At 43.1% G+C, this 16,287-nt stretch carries 9 protein-coding genes; 7 read left to right on the top strand and 2 right to left on the bottom strand.

The annotated features are described in order from the left end of the window. The first annotated feature begins 39 nt into the window (after nt 1-39). From E0E36_RS07340 to E0E36_RS07360, 5 genes are all read left to right on the top strand, one after another. Complete coding sequence (locus tag E0E36_RS07340) at nt 40-3,111, top strand: SusC/RagA family TonB-linked outer membrane protein (protein WP_130855385.1); 3,072 nt, start codon at nt 40-42, stop codon at nt 3,109-3,111. A 43-nt stretch (nt 3,112-3,154) separates the two neighbouring features. Beyond that, nucleotides 3,155-4,747: a RagB/SusD family nutrient uptake outer membrane protein gene (locus tag E0E36_RS07345; RefSeq protein WP_130855386.1), complete on the top strand. Its 1,593-nt coding sequence runs from the start codon at nt 3,155-3,157 to the stop codon at nt 4,745-4,747. A 79-nt stretch (nt 4,748-4,826) separates the two neighbouring features. After that, nucleotides 4,827-6,596 (top strand): class I mannose-6-phosphate isomerase, encoded by a 1,770-nt coding sequence (locus tag E0E36_RS07350; RefSeq protein ID WP_130855387.1) that lies wholly within the window; start codon nt 4,827-4,829, stop codon nt 6,594-6,596. 5 nt (nt 6,597-6,601) lie between these two features. After that, complete coding sequence (locus tag E0E36_RS07355; RefSeq protein WP_242627158.1) at nt 6,602-9,757, top strand: GH92 family glycosyl hydrolase; 3,156 nt, start codon at nt 6,602-6,604, stop codon at nt 9,755-9,757. A gap of 21 nt (nt 9,758-9,778) precedes the next feature. Further along, nucleotides 9,779-11,086, top strand: a complete 1,308-nt coding sequence (locus E0E36_RS07360; RefSeq protein ID WP_130855388.1) for a glucosidase family protein — start codon at nt 9,779-9,781, stop codon at nt 11,084-11,086. Between the two features lie 89 nt (nt 11,087-11,175). Here the strand turns inward: E0E36_RS07360 and E0E36_RS07365 are convergent, their stop codons facing one another. Then, nucleotides 11,176-11,868 carry a phosphonatase-like hydrolase gene (locus E0E36_RS07365; protein WP_207303733.1) on the bottom strand — a complete coding sequence of 231 codons (693 nt, stop codon included), beginning with the start codon at nt 11,866-11,868 and terminating at the stop codon, nt 11,176-11,178. Nucleotides 11,869-12,308: 440 nt separating this feature from the next. On the opposite strand from E0E36_RS07365, the gene E0E36_RS07370 reads away from it, so the two are divergent. Both E0E36_RS07370 and E0E36_RS07375 read left to right on the top strand, forming a co-directional pair. Beyond that, a complete protein-coding gene (locus E0E36_RS07370) occupies nt 12,309-13,847 on the top strand; it encodes a sulfatase family protein (RefSeq protein ID WP_130855389.1) in 1,539 nt (512 codons plus the stop codon). A gap of 163 nt (nt 13,848-14,010) precedes the next feature. Continuing rightward, nucleotides 14,011-14,265, top strand: coding sequence for a hypothetical protein (locus E0E36_RS07375; RefSeq protein WP_130855390.1), 255 nt, complete (start codon nt 14,011-14,013; stop codon nt 14,263-14,265). A gap of 72 nt (nt 14,266-14,337) precedes the next feature. On the opposite strand, the gene E0E36_RS07380 is transcribed toward E0E36_RS07375, so the two are convergent. Further along, on the bottom strand, nt 14,338-15,873 hold the full coding sequence (locus E0E36_RS07380) for a sulfatase (protein WP_130855391.1): 1,536 nt from the start codon (nt 15,871-15,873) through the stop codon (nt 14,338-14,340). Between the last annotated feature and the right edge of the window lie 414 nt (nt 15,874-16,287).

Here is a 16,287-nt window from a genome sequence, read left to right on the forward strand (position 1 = left end):
GTCTACTTATAAACTAACCTTTATTAAAACTTAAATGAGATGAAAGAAACAAAAATGTACAAACGCTGGAAGTTTTACTTCCTGGGATTATTAATCCTGTTAGCAACTCAATCGAATGCCATTGCAAAGCAAGGCATTCCAATTTCCGGGCGCGTGTTCGAGGGCACGGGGACCGATATGGCTTTGGCCGGCGCCAGTGTCAGTGAAAAAGGAACGGCAAATGGTACCATTACTGATGCTCAAGGACGATTTCAACTAACGGTAGCAAGCGAACGAGCTGTGCTGGTATTCAGTTACATCGGTATGCAACCGCAAGAAATTACGGTGGGTAAGCAACGTACCTTTAACATGAATCTTCAATCGGATGATGAAGCCTTAGAGGAGGTCGTCGTTACGGGTTACGGTACCCAGCGTAAATCTGACCTCACGGGTTCTGTTGCTGTTGTCTCCTCAAAAGAATTACTAAATGTTCCTGCCAACAATATGCTACAAGGCTTAAAAGGTAAAGTATCAGGTGTAAATGTATTTCTAAACTCAGGTTCGCCGACGGGCAGTCCTCGGGTACTGATCAGAGGCTTAGGTACGATTAATTCTTCGTCGAACCCACTTTATGTGGTAGACGGCGTGGTAATGGAGAACATTCAATTCCTTAATCCAAATGACATTGAGCGCATGGAAGTCTTGAAAGATGCTTCATCAACTGCGATCTATGGTGCCCGGGGTGCTAATGGGGTCATTCTTGTGACCACCAAGCGTGGTGCACCAACCGAAGGTCTTGTCATTGGTTACGATGGCTTTGTAAGTATGGGGGTATTGCCTAAAAAATTGGAGGTGCTGAATTCGGCGGAATTTTTGGAGGTAATTGAGCGAGGTTTTCAAAATTATAGCAAATATAATCCGAGCGGTACACCACCTGTCTTTACTAAATCAGATCCACGGCTCTTCGATGCACAGGGAAATCCCCTGTATGATACCGATTGGCAAGAAGAGGCTACGCGAACTGCCGTATCGCATAACCATCAATTATCGGTACTGGGAAAATCAGAAAAATCTTCCTTCGGTGCTTTTATGAATTACAATAAAACGGAGGGCATTATGCTCAATAACTGGTTGGAACGTATTAACGGTAAACTTGCTTATGATGCCAATCCAAAGAAATGGTTGTCGTTGGGAACCAATATACTCGTGAATTATAACCGCGGGAATGAATTTGAAGAGGAGGGAGGCCACCAAATGCCCAGAAGGTCGATGTTGGAAATGCCTCCGATTTTTCCGGTGAAATTTCCTGACGGTACTTGGGCGCACAGTGGAATGATCAGTGATGCGTATTCGCTTGAAGCCATCCCTAATCCGGTACATGTGCTAACAACCCAAGATCGTTTTCGGAAGCGGACACAGATATTCGGAAACACCTACGCAACCTTTCACATCCTGCCTGGACTTGACTTACGCACACAATTTGGTTTCGATAAGCAAGATAACCTCATCCAGAATTACGATCCGACAGATTTAATCAACATTTCTGCACCGCTTGGTTATGCCTATATTGAGAATCAACATTCGTTCTACTGGCAGGAAGAAACCTATTTAAATTACAATAAAGAGCTTGGCGATCATCGTATCAACGGTGTCCTGGGACTGAGTTGGCAAGAACGAACTGCCGAAACCGATGCGATCTCAGCAAGAGGCTTTTCTGATAATTTCTTCCGTTTCAATAGCATCCAGGCCGCTAGTCAGCCCGGCGCACCAACCTCATCCTATGATCGTTGGTCAATGAATTCCTATTTTTTGCGCGGAAGCTACAGCTATAAAAGTAAATACCTGCTGACCTTTACAGGACGGGTCGACGGTTCCTCACGCTTCGGCGCCAACAATAAATACGGTATTTTCCCATCCGTGGGTTTGGGTTGGGTGTTATCTCAAGAACGTTTTTTAGCGGATTTGGAGGCTATCGATGAACTAAAATTGCGTTCGAGTTATGGTATAACAGGCAATACAGAGATTCCAACTTACCAATCCTTAGGTACCATATCTTCAGAAACAACATTGATCAATGGGACACGCGTTTCCCAGAGTTATATCAACCGTTTGCCGAATCCGAATTTGGAATGGGAGAAAACAAAACAGTTTGATATTGGGATGGATTTATCGCTATTTAATCGTCGCTTAAGTTTCGGTTTCGATTATTACCATAAGCTCACAACCGATCTATTGCTGGATCGCCCCGTTCCAACTTCTACCGGCTTTGCTGCCGTTCGGGATAATATTGGCTCTGTATCGAATAGAGGTGTTGAAGTGTTGATCAGCGGTAGCCCGGTGAAATCCACTGATTTCAGTTGGGAAACAACGCTTAACTTCAATTATAATAAAAATAAGATCGAAGCCTTAGGAGCGAATGATGAAGATATCTTCCCCGGGCCAAACTGGGTGTCGGGCAGCCAAACCATTCTCCGGGTTGGTGAAAGTCTGAGCTCTTTTTGGGGTTACCGACGACTGGGAACTTGGAGTACGGATGAAGCTGCTGAAGCCGCTAAAGTGGGCGCCATTCCCGGTGAAGCGAAGCGCAGCAGCGAGCGTACCATTATTGGTAAAGGATTACCTGATTGGACCGGTAGTTTTATCAACAACTTTCGCTATAAAAACTTTGATTTAAATGTTGATTTACAATTTGTAATGGGCGTAGATATCCTCCAACAGTTCTTCCACTCGATGGAAGATCGTACCGGTTATTCCAATGGCTTTAGATGGACATTGACGGAAAGCTGGACAGAGGAGAATCAAAATACCATGATTCAACAAATTCGTAACGGCCCATATTCCGGACAGAATAGTGAAGTTGACGATCATTGGGTGGCCAATGGCTCTTACCTTCGGGTTAACGCCATCAGTTTGGGTTACAATTTTGGCAACACACAATTGAGCAAAATTGGCCTGAAGAACTGGCGGATTTATGCAAGCGTCCAAAATGCCTTCTTAATCAAATCCGACAGCTTTAAAGGTTACGATCCGGAAGCTACTTCCTGGGGAACGAATCAATGGGGACAGAATATATACTTTCACCAGTATCCGCGCCCTCGGACGTTCACTTTAGGCACTAGTTTTCAATTTTAAGTAAGGCGATATGAATCCATTGAAAATCTTAAAAGTTGATCAAATGAAACCAATTATCATTATATATTTAATTGCAGTAGCTGTCATTTTCAGCTCATGTGAAAAGTTTCTGGAAGAGGAACCTAAAGATGAAATAGCCGGCAGTCAATATTTCACACAGCCGGAGCATGCCATCAATGCCGTTAACGGATTGTACAGAACGGGTGCGCCACAGCTTTACGATGGGTCGGGTACGCATTATTCCGGTGCGAAAATGTTCTTCGGCCCGTATTTAACCGGGTATATCGACAATGAATTCAAGGGGCAGGAGGTGCATGTACAGCATGCCCAAAACATGACCTTCAATGCAACCAATTTGTCTACCTATTTTCAGGATATTTGGAGCATCTTGTATAGGGGTATTGCCCGTGCCAATAATGCGATTAAATACATTCCTGCAACACCCGGTTTGTCAGATACGCAGCGTAATCAGCTGTTGGCAGAAGCGCGTTATTTTCGGGCGATGGGTTATTTTCAACTCGCTCGACTTTTTGGCGAAGTGCCGTTGATTACCGAACCTTATGAAAGCTTAGAGAATTTAAATGTTCCCAAGAGCCCTCTGGAAGAAGTGTACGCCTTGATTACCGCTGACTTGGAGTTTGCCGTGAATGAAGGAGAACTTGCGGAGACGATCATGCCAGACAACGGTGGAAGGATAACCAGGGGTACGGCTGCCACGCTTCTAGCAGATGTCTACCTTACGATGGGAGGTTACCCCCTACAAAAAGCGGAGTATGCGAAAAGTGCATCGGTTGCTAAGTCCGTTATCAGTAGTGGGGTTTACCAGCTAACTACGCACGATCGTAGCGCGGATGGTGCGGTTAATCTGAATAGTACGGCCTATAATAAACTGCGTTTGGTGGATAATAATAGTGCGGAATACATTTACTATTATGAGTTCGCGGTAGGTATTTCTACTTCCACTCACGTACACTGGGCTTTCCCGGCTACAGCGGCATCCTCTACGGTCTTTGCCATTACCAATAACGCTTATGGGCCTTCAACCAGATTTTTACAAGGTTATAACCGTACGGATGACCTCCGTATTCAGGAAAAACAATACTTCCATTCGTCATTAACCCGATCTAATGGTACAACCCTGAATTTTGTTACGGCTCCTTATATGTGGATGGATGATGTAGCGACCTTTGAAACAGCTAGTTCGGGAAAGGACTTGCCGATTTATACCTATTCGGATGTGCTATTGGTTGCTGCCGAGGCTATCGCCCTTTCGGAAGGTGTAACGGGTGAAGCTGTTGATTACCTCTTGCAGGTTAGGGCAAGAGCGCTGTGGAAATCTGATATCAATCAATTGAGACAAAGTTTAGCTGGCCTTTCGGTTGAGCAATTTGTTCAAGAGGTTTGGAAAGAGCGCTACCGCGAATTGGTATTTGAAGGCCGGCAATGGTTTGACATCCAACGCACGCGGATGTTTCCGGTACCAGTCGTAGATGGCGGCGGAGATATCCGTTTTGAACCGGTTATTGGCCATGCAAATGATAAAGGCGCAATTATACAAGAAAAGAATTTGTTATTACCAATCCCAACGGATGAACTGCAAAGGAATCCTAGTTTAACGCAAAACCCTGGCTACTAACATGAATAGGAAATAATGTGCTGATTACTTAAAATTCGACTAAGGATAAAAGAAGATACGAAAAAGAAAGATTAATATTATGGAACAACAACAAAAGGAAATGGAATTAGCCAATGGAAAAGTAAACCTGAATTATGAAATATGCCCGACTTATCCGGCGCAAGGCGAAATTTTTAAAGGCTTTGATGCGTTGGTTACCAATATTTTAGGCGATTTACCTCTTTGTTTACTTGATGGTTATATTGGTGTCGATTGGCATACCGTGGTGAGCAATTTGGAAGCATCGTTTAAAAGCCTTGGTAAAGAAGTACGATTCGTGTCGGTTGATCAAGCTTTATTGCCAACATCGAGCATTGAAACCATGGTACAGCCTTTTCTTGGAGGTGACGATCCGATCTTTGGAACGAAAACGTCTTTATCCTTAGTCGATTTTTTTGATGGAGGCCGACTTAAAAGTTTGATTTACAATGGCAGCGCACAGCAAATAGTAGTATATGGCTGCGGCGCTGCCCTTTGTAGTTCAACGGCACCGATAGTCTATATCGATCTTCCTAAAAACATCATCCAAAAGCGTATGCGCGCCGGTTTGGTACGCAATCTGGGTGCGCAACGACTGCAAGATAACAAACAAACCTACAAACGTTTTTATTTTGTTGATTGGGTTGTCCTGAATAAACATAAAAAGGCGCTACTGCCTCACATCAGTATCATGGCAGATCAGCAAGAATCGGATACAATCTCTTGGATGTATGGCGACGCCCTTCGGAAGACCCTTAAGCAGATGTCACAATCTTTTTTTAGGGTCAGACCTTGGTTCGAACCCGGTGTGTGGGGAGGACAATGGTTAAAAAATCATTTACCTGGTCTAGACCAGGAAGTTCCTAATTATGCTTGGTCTTTTGAGATGATTGTCCCTGAAAACGGCCTGGTGCTAACAGACGGAGGAAACCAGCTAGAGATTTCCTTCGATCAACTGATGTATCAGGAAAGCGAAAATGTATTAGGAAGAGCACATCGACGTTTTGGTGACGAGTTTCCTATTCGCTTCGACTTTCTGGATACCTATGAGGGGGGAAATCTATCCATTCAGTGCCATCCAAGAACCGCTTACATTCGAGAAAATTTTGGCGAAAGTTTTACACAAGATGAAACTTATTATATTGTTGATTGTGAGGTAGATGCGAAGGTTTATCTTGGCTTTCAGGACAACATCGAACCCAAACGTTTCAAACAGGCACTGGAGCAAAGTTTCGAGAAAAATGAAGCCTTGAATATTGAAGATTACGTGCAGAAATTTCCTGCTGAAAAGCATGGATTATACCTGATTCCGAACGGGACAGTCCATGCTTCCGGTAAGAATAACCTGGTGCTGGAAATCAGTGCGACACCTTATATTTTTACTTTCAAGATGTACGATTGGGTTCGTCCGGATTTAGAAGGAAATCCACGACCTTTAAATATTGATCGGGCTTTTGATAACTTAGATTTCTCACGAAAGGGGCAGGCTGTTATAGATACACTGATCTCAAAACCGGTACAACAGGTGCTCGATGAACAGAGCAGCGTGATTCACTTGCCAACACATCCTGAACATTTCTACACGGTTGACCGTTACGAATTTGACGATCGTGTTAATATCTTAACGCACGGGCAATGTCATGTATTGATGTTGGTAGAAGGAGAGTCGATTGAGTTGACAACTGCTAATGGATCGAAGCATGTGTTTAACTTCGTAGAAACGTTTGCAATCCCGGCAGCAGCTCATGGTTATAGCCTTCGAAACTTGGGACAAAAGAAAGCAAAAGTGGTGGTGGCCTTCGTGAAAGATGAAGCTTGTTTAAATCAATAAAAAGAATGATGCGAATAAAAAAATACACATGGGCCTTGCTTACCGTATTGGTTTCCCTGACCGCGCGTGCTAACGAGGATTTAAAAATCTTATGGGAAATTGGTAAGTCCGATCATAGCCCACAGGGGATGGCCTTGGCACCCAATGCATATCAGCAATTTATTGCACATGATTTCGGTTTTGAAGATCGTTTTTTTCTGATCGGTTATTCAGATCCTACTAAGGAGTGGCCTTATGTACTACCGGGGCCGGCAACGAAATGGGGAGGTACCGGACCAACTGCGGGTATACGTTCGCATGTCCTAAATATTGACTTTGAGTTAGCGCATCTGCATAAAGCTGACAAGTTTTATTTCGAAGCTAATATATTGCAGACTGATCCACTCCATGCGCCGGTATTGAAAGTTACCATCAACGGACAGGCTCATCATTTTCAACTAAAAAGCAGTAAAGGAAAGGCCGAACCCGTCGGTCCTTTTTCGAATACAGATGCACAACGGATTGAAATATCAATACCACCTAATTTGTTAAGAAATGGTTTCAATGAGATTCAATTGACAAGCCTTCAAGGTGGTTGGCTTGTTTTCGATAACCTCTTATTGAAAGGACCCTCCACAGTTTCCTTAAAATCGACAAATGATGCCTTAATCCGAAGTGTAGAAACCGCTGACTATGAAATAGAACAAGCAAGTAAGCGTTATCAACCCTTGTTGATCGATATTTCTTCCCTAAAAGGAAGCCCCGTTCTTGAAGTCAAATTGGAGGGACAATCTATTTTTAAGCGGCAGCTTGATTCAGGACGCTACATTTTCGAAGCGCCGATGCCGGCTGTTAAGCAATCCAAAAAAAGCAAATACGCGCTGTTTGTTAATGGACAGCTGAAGGAGAGCGGTGAGGTGCTCCGGTCGGCGCAAAGCGAAGCTAGCCCCGCGACTTATGTCAATACCATGATGGGGGCCGCCCATTCACGATGGATGATCGCTCCGGGTCCTTGGATGCCGTTTAGCATGGTGAAGTTGAGTCCGGATAATCAGAATAGCGGCTGGCAAGCTGGATATGACCCTACCATTGAGTCGATCGGGACTTTTAGCCATATCCATGAATGGACCATGACCGGTTTGGGGACTTTTCCGACGACAGGTCCTTTGCAGATTCGTATCGGTGACGAGCACCAGCCTGATAGTGGTTACCGATCCAGAATTGATAAGTCGACCGAAAAAGCCCCTTTAGGCTATTATCGGGTAGATTTGTCCGATTATGATATTACGGCAGAATTAACCGCGGGTACGCGTAGCAGCTTGCAACGTTATACGTACCATCGTGGAGACACTGGCCGCGTCATGGTCGATCTACAAATCCCAAGTGAATATCCTTATGAAATTGAAGAAGCAAGTTTGAAGCAAATTGCACCTAACCGCATTGTTGGATATAGTAAACAACTATCGAAAAGTGTCTGGTCAGGCGGTGTTGATCAGGCTTATACCGTATACTTTGTGATGGAGTTCGACCAGCCTATTCAACAACTGGGTTTTTGGAAGGACGATCAGGTGTTAAAACAGCCGGAACTATCCACTGGTCATGCAAAAAACGCCGGTATGTTTGTAGAGTTCGACCTAAGAAAGAAGCATACTGTACAAGTCAGAACCGGTATTTCCTTTGTCGGTTTAACGCAGGCGGAGCAGAATTTGATGGAGGAAATCAGTAAACCCTTTGGTTGGTCGTTCGATAAAGCAGTAGCCAATCAGCGAGAAGTTTGGAACGAATTATTAAATCGTGTGCATATAGAATCAGACGACTTTTTTCAAAAACAACGCTTCTATACCAATATGTATCGTTCCCTAGCGAGTAGGAATACCTTTAGTGACGTAGATGGAAGCTGGGTGTCTGCAGATGAAAAGGTACGCCGTTTTAGTGATACAAGCGATCGGGCCCTAGGGTGTGACGCTTTTTGGAATACCTTCTGGAACCTTAATCAGTTCTGGAACTTGATTACGCCCGAGTGGTCAAATAAATGGGTTCGATCACAATTGGCAATGTACGATGCCAATGGCTGGTTGGCCAAAGGACCGGCGGGTATGGAATATATTCCGGTGATGGTTGCTGAACATGAGATACCACTTATTGTAGGGGCTTATCAAATGGGAATCCGTAATTATGATGTAGAAAAGGCCTTTAAAGCAGCGTATAAAATGCAGACAACCTTATCCGGACCGGTAGAAGGAGGTTATGCCGGCAATCGCGATTTGGCGACTTATCTTAAGCATCATTATGTTCCTTTCGATGAAGGCCGCTTTTCCAATTCGCTGGAATATAGCTATGACGACTGGACTGTCGGTCAATTTGCCAAAGCCCTTGGTAAAGAAAAGGAATACCAAATTTTTGCCAACCGAGGGTCCTGGTGGAAAAATGCGATTGATACTACAACGGGTTATGCAAGGATGCGGGATAAGAATGGAAACTGGTTACCTGATTTTGATCCTTTCAAATCAGGAGCTAATAAACATTACGTAGAGGGAAATGCATGGCAATTGACCTATTTTGTGCCGCAGGACGTAACAGGTTTAGCACAAAAAATTGGTGAAGAAACTTTTGTCAAACGATTGGAATGGGGCTTTGGTGAAAGCTACCGCTGGCGTTTCAATGGTCCGAATGATCAATACTGGGATTATCCGGTGGTGCAGGGAAACCAACAATCCATGCACTTTGCCTTTCTATTCAACTGGGTTAAGCGGCCGTGGCTAACACAAAAATGGAGTCGTGCCATTATGGAGCGTTACTATGGGCATGGCGAAGCAAATGCATATTTGGGTGATGAAGATCAAGGGCAAATGAGCGCTTGGTTTGTCATGAATGCGTTAGGACTCTTCCAAACTGATGGAGGAACCCGCGTCAATCCAATTTATGAGATCGGCAGCCCCATTTTTAAGAAAGTGACAGTTAATCTCGGTGGGCGTTTTGGAAGAGGTCAAAGCTTTACCATTGAAGCAAAAAACACAAGTAAACGAAATATTTACATACAAAAAGCTTATCTGAACGGAAAAGTATGGAACGATTGCTGGTTACCGGCTGCAGAGGTGTTAAAAGGCGGTACACTAGTTCTGGAAATGGGATCCGAACCTAATCAAGCATGGGGTATCAGCGGTATTCCCCCGGCAGACTAACAAATGATAAATAGATAAAAAATGAAAAGAACTACAATAATCTCATTCCTTGTTTGCCTAGGCATTTACGCATGTAATAACCAAACGAGCAGGAATAAGGAACAGACATTAGCACAGATAATTGCAGCTGACAGTAATCTAAATATAGTGAAAGAGCGAGCCTTAAAGGTGGTAAGCACGGGCTTTAATGCAGGAGATGGATACCGTGAAGTTTGGATTCGCGATTATAACACTTTTATTAACCTTGCTGCAAAAGCTCACCCAAAAGACACCTTAAGGGATAACTTGGTTATCTTTTTCCAATTGCAAGGAACAGATGGTAATATTGTTGACGGTTTTGTTCCAAAATCTACTGTAAAACCGAGCAAAGGGGGTTATGACTATATCTATAACGATCTGGCACCCCATTACGCAGGACATAAAAACACCGTGGAAACTGATCAGGAGACCTCATTAATACAGGCCGTGCATAAATACCTGCAAGCAACGCAGGACACCACGTTTTTAAACCTTAAAGTAGGTGCAATCCCTGTACGCGATCGGATGGAGCAAGCCTTATCCTTTCTAATGAATAAGCGATATAACGAAAAATATGGACTGCTATGGGGGGCAACAACAGCTGATTGGGGCGATGTGCAACCCGAGCATGATTGGGGTGTTTATCTAACCGACGATTCCCACCTGGCGATCGATATTTATGATAACGCCATGTTTTTGATCGCCTTAGATAATTTTATGGAGATGGTACCTGAAAAAGCAGCAAAATGGAAGCCCATCCGCGAGCATATTGCGAAGAACACGATGGCACATCTCTGGGATGCTAAGCGCCAAAAATTTATCCCCCATCTTTACCTGAACGGCTCACCATTCGATAGCACTTTTGACGAAAATGCAATCTACTATCATGGGGGTACAGCAATAGCTATTGAGGCTGGCTTGTTAAATAAAGACGAGATTAAAGCTTCTTTGGACAAGATGATTGCCAACGTCAAGGAATCAGGAGCCGCAACCATTGGTTTAACACTTTACCCCACTTATCCCGAAGGTGCGTTCAAGAACAAAGGTATGTACCCTTACGGCTATCAAAATGGAGGAGATTGGACCTGGTTTGGCGGACGAATGATTCAGCAGTTAGTCAAGTATGGCTTTCAAAAAGAAGCTTATGAACAGCTAAAGCCGATGGTGGATCGTGTGATCAAGAATAACGGATTTTTCGAATGGTATACTCGCGATAATAAACCCGAAGGTTCCGGAACCTTTAGAGGGGAAGCGGGGGTATTATATGATGCCATTACTTGTTTGCAAGAACATATCGAGACAGAAGAATAAATGAATACGATAAGTGGTGCCTGAAAGTTTCTTTCTACACTTAAGACACCACTTATGTTGATTCTGTTTCTATATATGAACAACGAAATTTATGCAGTAACCTCGTCCAATAAAGATAATACATCAATCAAATCGCCGATAATTTTATCCGGATTTGCCGTTTCTAGTTGCTCAACAGTATGTGCACCGGTAGTAATACCGATATTTAAACCACAACCGGCATTTTGACCTTCCTTGATATCAATGGTTGAATCTCCTATTTTAGCGACTTGACTGCCATCAGTTATGTTAAAACGTTTCATGGCAAAATGGATCATATCGGGATAAGGCCTATTTTCCGGTACGTCGCTGGCGGTTACCAGCGCGTCTATTTGCTCACCCTCTTTCCATCGCAATTTATCGATAATCGACTGAGCGGTAATCCTATCGTAACCCGTATTGAGAACTACTAAAATATTCCGCTCTTTCAACGCTCTAAAAAGTTCTTCGGCATTCTTCTGAGGTACAATTTCCTCCCTTTCATAGGCTTGGTCGAGCTGCTGCCTGAAGCTCTCGTAAATCGAATCAACTAAACCCTCGTTCTCTATATTTTCATACCTGGCAAGTATGGAACGGATTGCCTGTTTCTTTTCCTTTCCGGCACCCTCCGCTAAAACTTGTTCTAAGCTAAAGTCAAATCCAGCTTCATTAATAGCTTTTTGCAATGTTTTGTAGACGATATTATCTTCATCTACTGTGGTGCCGGCCATATCAAAAACAACCATTTTTATTTCATTAGGCATAAAATTTAAATATTAAATCAATTTTCAAATATAAACAAAGTTTACTTATAATGAACTATTTCCAAAATTAAATTTATGTTAAGCTTTACAAGGAGGGTAGGCGCATGATTTTGTTTTAAATAGTACAATTTTAGCGCAGATGTTTATTTTGTCTAAACATATTTCTTGTCACTATATGTAAACGTCAACTTAATAAAGCATATCTAAGATGTCTTATCATTTGCGTTGACGGTGTCGTATTGGACAGCGGTGCGCTAAACTGTTTTTTCGCAATCGGTTGCGTTTAATCACTACTGGATAATGTGAACTAGAACTGTTAGTTTTATTGCTTATTGATGATTTAACGAATCGCTAACCGCACGAACGCGGCTTGTCGGTCTACAGGCTGTATGAGAAAAAAAGCAAGCTAATGAACGTAGTAGCGAATAAAAGATGCTAAAATGACACCAATAACAAACAACTTAAAACCATGGGTGGGCCTCATTTTATTGAGTATTGCCTTATTAAGTTCCCAATTCGGATACGGACAGCAAAAATCCGGGAAACCAAATATTATTTATATATACGCTGATGATTTGGGTTATGGCGACGTAAGTGCGTATGGCGCTACAAAAATACAGACACCCAACCTCGATCGTTTGGCTGCCAGCGGTATACGATTTACCAATGCACATACAACCTCTGCTACTTGTACCCCATCCCGTTTTGGTTTGATGACGGGTATTTATCCTTGGCGACAGCAGGGCACGGGCGTCCTTCCGGGCGATGCAAAGCTGATTATTCCCACCGATCGAGTAAGCTTGCCGAAAATTTTTAAAAAGGCGGGCTACCACACCGCCGTGGTTGGTAAATGGCATTTAGGTCTGGGGACACAGGTGAAGAAGAATTGGAATACAGATGTAAAGCCAGGCCCAAATGAGGTCGGTTTCGATTATTCGTTTATTTTTCCCGCAACAGCGGACCGTGTACCCACCGTATTTATGGAAAATCATCGCGTGTTAGGGCTTGATCAGAACGACCCGATAGAAGTAGATTACCAACAACCGGTAGGCAATGATCCCACAGGTAAAGAACATCCGGAGTTGCTGAAGATGCATTCATCACCCGGACAAGGGCATAATCAAACCATTGTAAACGGTATCGGACGTATTGGCTATATGAGCGGTGGCCATCGGGCAAGATGGGTCGATGAGGAAGTTTCTACCACATTTCTTTCGGTTGCGCAGGAATATATAAAACGGAATAAAGAGCGACCCTTTTTTCTTTATTTTGCGTTGACTGAACCCCACGTGCCCCGTATGCCCGCCACTATATTTAAGGGAAAAAGCAATCTAGGTTACCGAGGAGACGCTATTCTGCAATTGGACTGGACTGTTGGACAGATCATGGATCAAATAGAGTCACTCGGCTTGTCCGACAATACGCTGATTATCTTCTCGAGTGATAATGGACCGGTGTTGGATGATGGCTATCAAGATGGTGCAGTAAGCCAACGAAATGGGCATATGCCTGCCGGGCCCTTAAGAGGAGGCAAATACAGTATATTCGAGGGAGGTACACGCGTGCCCTTCATTGTCAGTGGGGCAGGAGCAGCTAAGGGTGTTACTTCAGATGCACTTCTTTGTCAGATCGATCTGCTCGCCTCCGTTGCCGATATGCTGGGGCAGGCGATACCGAAAGGAGAGGCCTTCGATAGTCAGGCTTTATGGGACACCTTTCTTGGAAAAGATAAAGAGGGAAGAAGTCACTTGATTGAACACGCCGGAAGTCTAGCTGTTATTAAAGGAAAATGGAAATACATTGAGCCGGGCAATGGACGGGCTTATGCCAAGTTAACCGACACAGAATTAGGAAATGCGCCACATCCGCAATTATATGATCTATCAAAAGATATGGGTGAAAAAAATAACGTGGCAGATACTCATCCGAAGATGGTGAAGGAGTTGGCTGCTATTTTAGCAGCCGAACGTAACAAATAAAGGAAATCTCCGTAGCCGATACAGTATTCGGGAAGGAAGACATCGGTTCATTCGGAAGATATTATGCTGAAATTTCTATAAAACGTACAAAAAAATAAAAAATTAATAATAAACAATCGTTTGTGTAATATAAGGGTGGTATATTAGAATAAAAATTATTGCCATGCATTTGAAACTACCTTTATTAAGTAAATTACTCAAATTAGAGATTACAACGATAGGAGATATTCGACTGATTTGGTTGAATGATACGTATGTGATTACCGAGAACCCGGTGACGCTGGACGTTGAAATAGATTGTTTGGATACTTACGAATCTCAATCACTTTCCGCTAATGAGTTAACCGATATTCTGACTTTCAAGAAAACAAAGTCCTTATCGGCGGGCCAACGAAAGATGAAAATAGCTAATTCGTAAGTGTCGTTGCCTTTTCACTTTATCAATTGACTTTTTGAATATCAGTCACATCAACAATAACCACATTGCTGTTTAGTCGTGCCTGTCGGGCATGGGGACAGGTTGGCCACTTGTCTTGTTTATTGGCATAGGTGCCCTCCATTTTCTTAATTTATCGCTTAACAATTGGCCGAGTTCTTTCACTTTATCCGAATAGTGAACAGCTAAATTATGTGATTCCCGAATATCATTTTTTAAGTTATATAGCTCAAAGCTTGTATCACGCATATTATAAATAAGCTTCCAATCCCCTTTCCGAATAGCGCTTTTATAGTTGATACCCGGGCCATCGTCCGTTGTCCATTTGTTTGGCGAGTGCCATATTAATGCACGTGTTGAGTCGCTCAAATTGGGATTTTTAAGGTAGGGAACAAAACTCTTGCCATCGATGCTTTGCAAAATTTCTGTTGATGGAACACTTGCCATTTCTAAAATGCTGGGAAAAAAATCTTCAATCATTACGTATTGGTTTACCACCGAACCGGCTTTTGCAACACCGGGCCATTTCACGAGCATGGGTTCGCGGATTCCGCCTTCATAAACTGAGCCTTTTCCGGCCCTTAAAGGTGAATTTTGGCTATGCGGTGATCCACCCCTTGGTGGCGATAAACTCAAACCTCCATTATCACTCATAAAAATGACGATGGTATTATCGGCTATTCCCTTTTCTTGTAGATAGTCCATCAGGTCGCCTAAGCTTTTATCCATACCTTCCAATAACGAGGCATACATCGCTTCAGATTCTCCTAAACCAGTATCGATGTATTTTTGATAAAAGCGTTTATCAGCCTGCAATGGGACATGTACGGCATAATGCGCCATATTCAAATAAAAAGGCTTCCCTTCTTTAATCGGCTGTTCCAGTGCCTTGATTGCCTCCAAAGTGAGTGCTTCCGTGAGAAAGGTATCCCTTCCATAATATTCTTCTAGATCAGGTACAGCCTGCCAACTTGCCTTGCCTGGAAGATTGCCATAATTTTCCTGCCCCAAATAATTCTGTGGATGTCCGGCGGCATGGCCCGAGATATTAACCATAAAACCCATATTATAAGGATTGGCCCCCGGCGTTCCGGCAGAGCCCCAATGAGCTTTCCCTACATGAACGGTAAAGTAGCCGGCATCTTTCAAAATTTTCGGAAAAGGGGTTGCATGAAAGGTATGCGGAATATTCGGCACCGGGCTCATACCATTATAATTCCAGGATGCTGCGCCAAACTGTTTATCAAGAGCATCGGTATTATTATTAGGAGCGGGAGAAGTCCAATTCGTCACACCATGATGAGCTGCTGTCATGCCCGACAGCATACTGACACGTGTAGGCGTGCATACGGGGTTTGCGTAGGCATTGGTGAATTTAGCGCCTTCTTTTGCCAAACGTTCCATATTGGGTGTATGGTATTTCCGATTTAAGGACGTAATCTCTGTCCAAAAGGGCTCTGAGCTATCTTGCCATCCCATATCATCAACCAAAAAAACAATGATATTGGGACGCTTTTTGGATTGTCCGAATGCAAAAGTTGATGTGGCTGATAGAAGGAATACAAGGCAAAAAATAATAAATTTCATCATCTACAGGTTAAAATAAACCATAACATACATTCTTTGAGATGTGTTTGGCCCATTGGTAACATGATCCGGTCTTTAAGCGGTGTATAGCAGTTAAGAATAATGTAAAAGCAATAGTAGTATAAAAAAGAAGGAAAACAAAATTGACAATAAACGCAATCGGTTGCATTAAATGGAGTACTTCTTTCGGTACGCCTATGATATATTAAGGGGTTATTCTTCTTCTTGTTACCTACCTATAACCATGTTGTGGGGTGTCTAAAGAAACGCTCCGAAATGGGGAGTAACGGAGCGTTCGCTAACCAATTATAAACCTAATTATGAGAAGGCGATTTTTTATAGGACAAAGATAATTTCGTTGCATTAATCGTGTGTTTAGCTTGTATTAATTTTTCTGTCCACTGATTTGCTTTAGCC

The sequence above is a fragment of the Olivibacter jilunii genome (genome assembly GCF_900607235.1).
Classification (GTDB): domain Bacteria; phylum Bacteroidota; class Bacteroidia; order Sphingobacteriales; family Sphingobacteriaceae; genus Olivibacter; species Olivibacter oleidegradans.

What these genes read in the sequence shown, in the direction of transcription:
- E0E36_RS07340 (WP_130855385.1), top strand. Translation starts at nt 40, where the DNA reads ATGAAAGAAACAAAAATGTACAAACGCTGGAAGTTTTACTTCCTGGGA.
- E0E36_RS07345 (WP_130855386.1), top strand. Translation starts at nt 3,155, where the DNA reads ATGAAACCAATTATCATTATATATTTAATTGCAGTAGCTGTCATTTTC.
- E0E36_RS07350 (WP_130855387.1), top strand. Translation starts at nt 4,827, where the DNA reads ATGGAACAACAACAAAAGGAAATGGAATTAGCCAATGGAAAAGTAAAC.
- E0E36_RS07355 (WP_242627158.1), top strand. Translation starts at nt 6,602, where the DNA reads ATGATGCGAATAAAAAAATACACATGGGCCTTGCTTACCGTATTGGTT.
- E0E36_RS07360 (WP_130855388.1), top strand. Translation starts at nt 9,779, where the DNA reads ATGAAAAGAACTACAATAATCTCATTCCTTGTTTGCCTAGGCATTTAC.
- E0E36_RS07365 (WP_207303733.1), bottom strand. Translation starts at nt 11,868, where the DNA reads ATGCCTAATGAAATAAAAATGGTTGTTTTTGATATGGCCGGCACCACA.
- E0E36_RS07370 (WP_130855389.1), top strand. Translation starts at nt 12,309, where the DNA reads ATGACACCAATAACAAACAACTTAAAACCATGGGTGGGCCTCATTTTA.
- E0E36_RS07375 (WP_130855390.1), top strand. Translation starts at nt 14,011, where the DNA reads ATGCATTTGAAACTACCTTTATTAAGTAAATTACTCAAATTAGAGATT.
- E0E36_RS07380 (WP_130855391.1), bottom strand. Translation starts at nt 15,873, where the DNA reads ATGATGAAATTTATTATTTTTTGCCTTGTATTCCTTCTATCAGCCACA.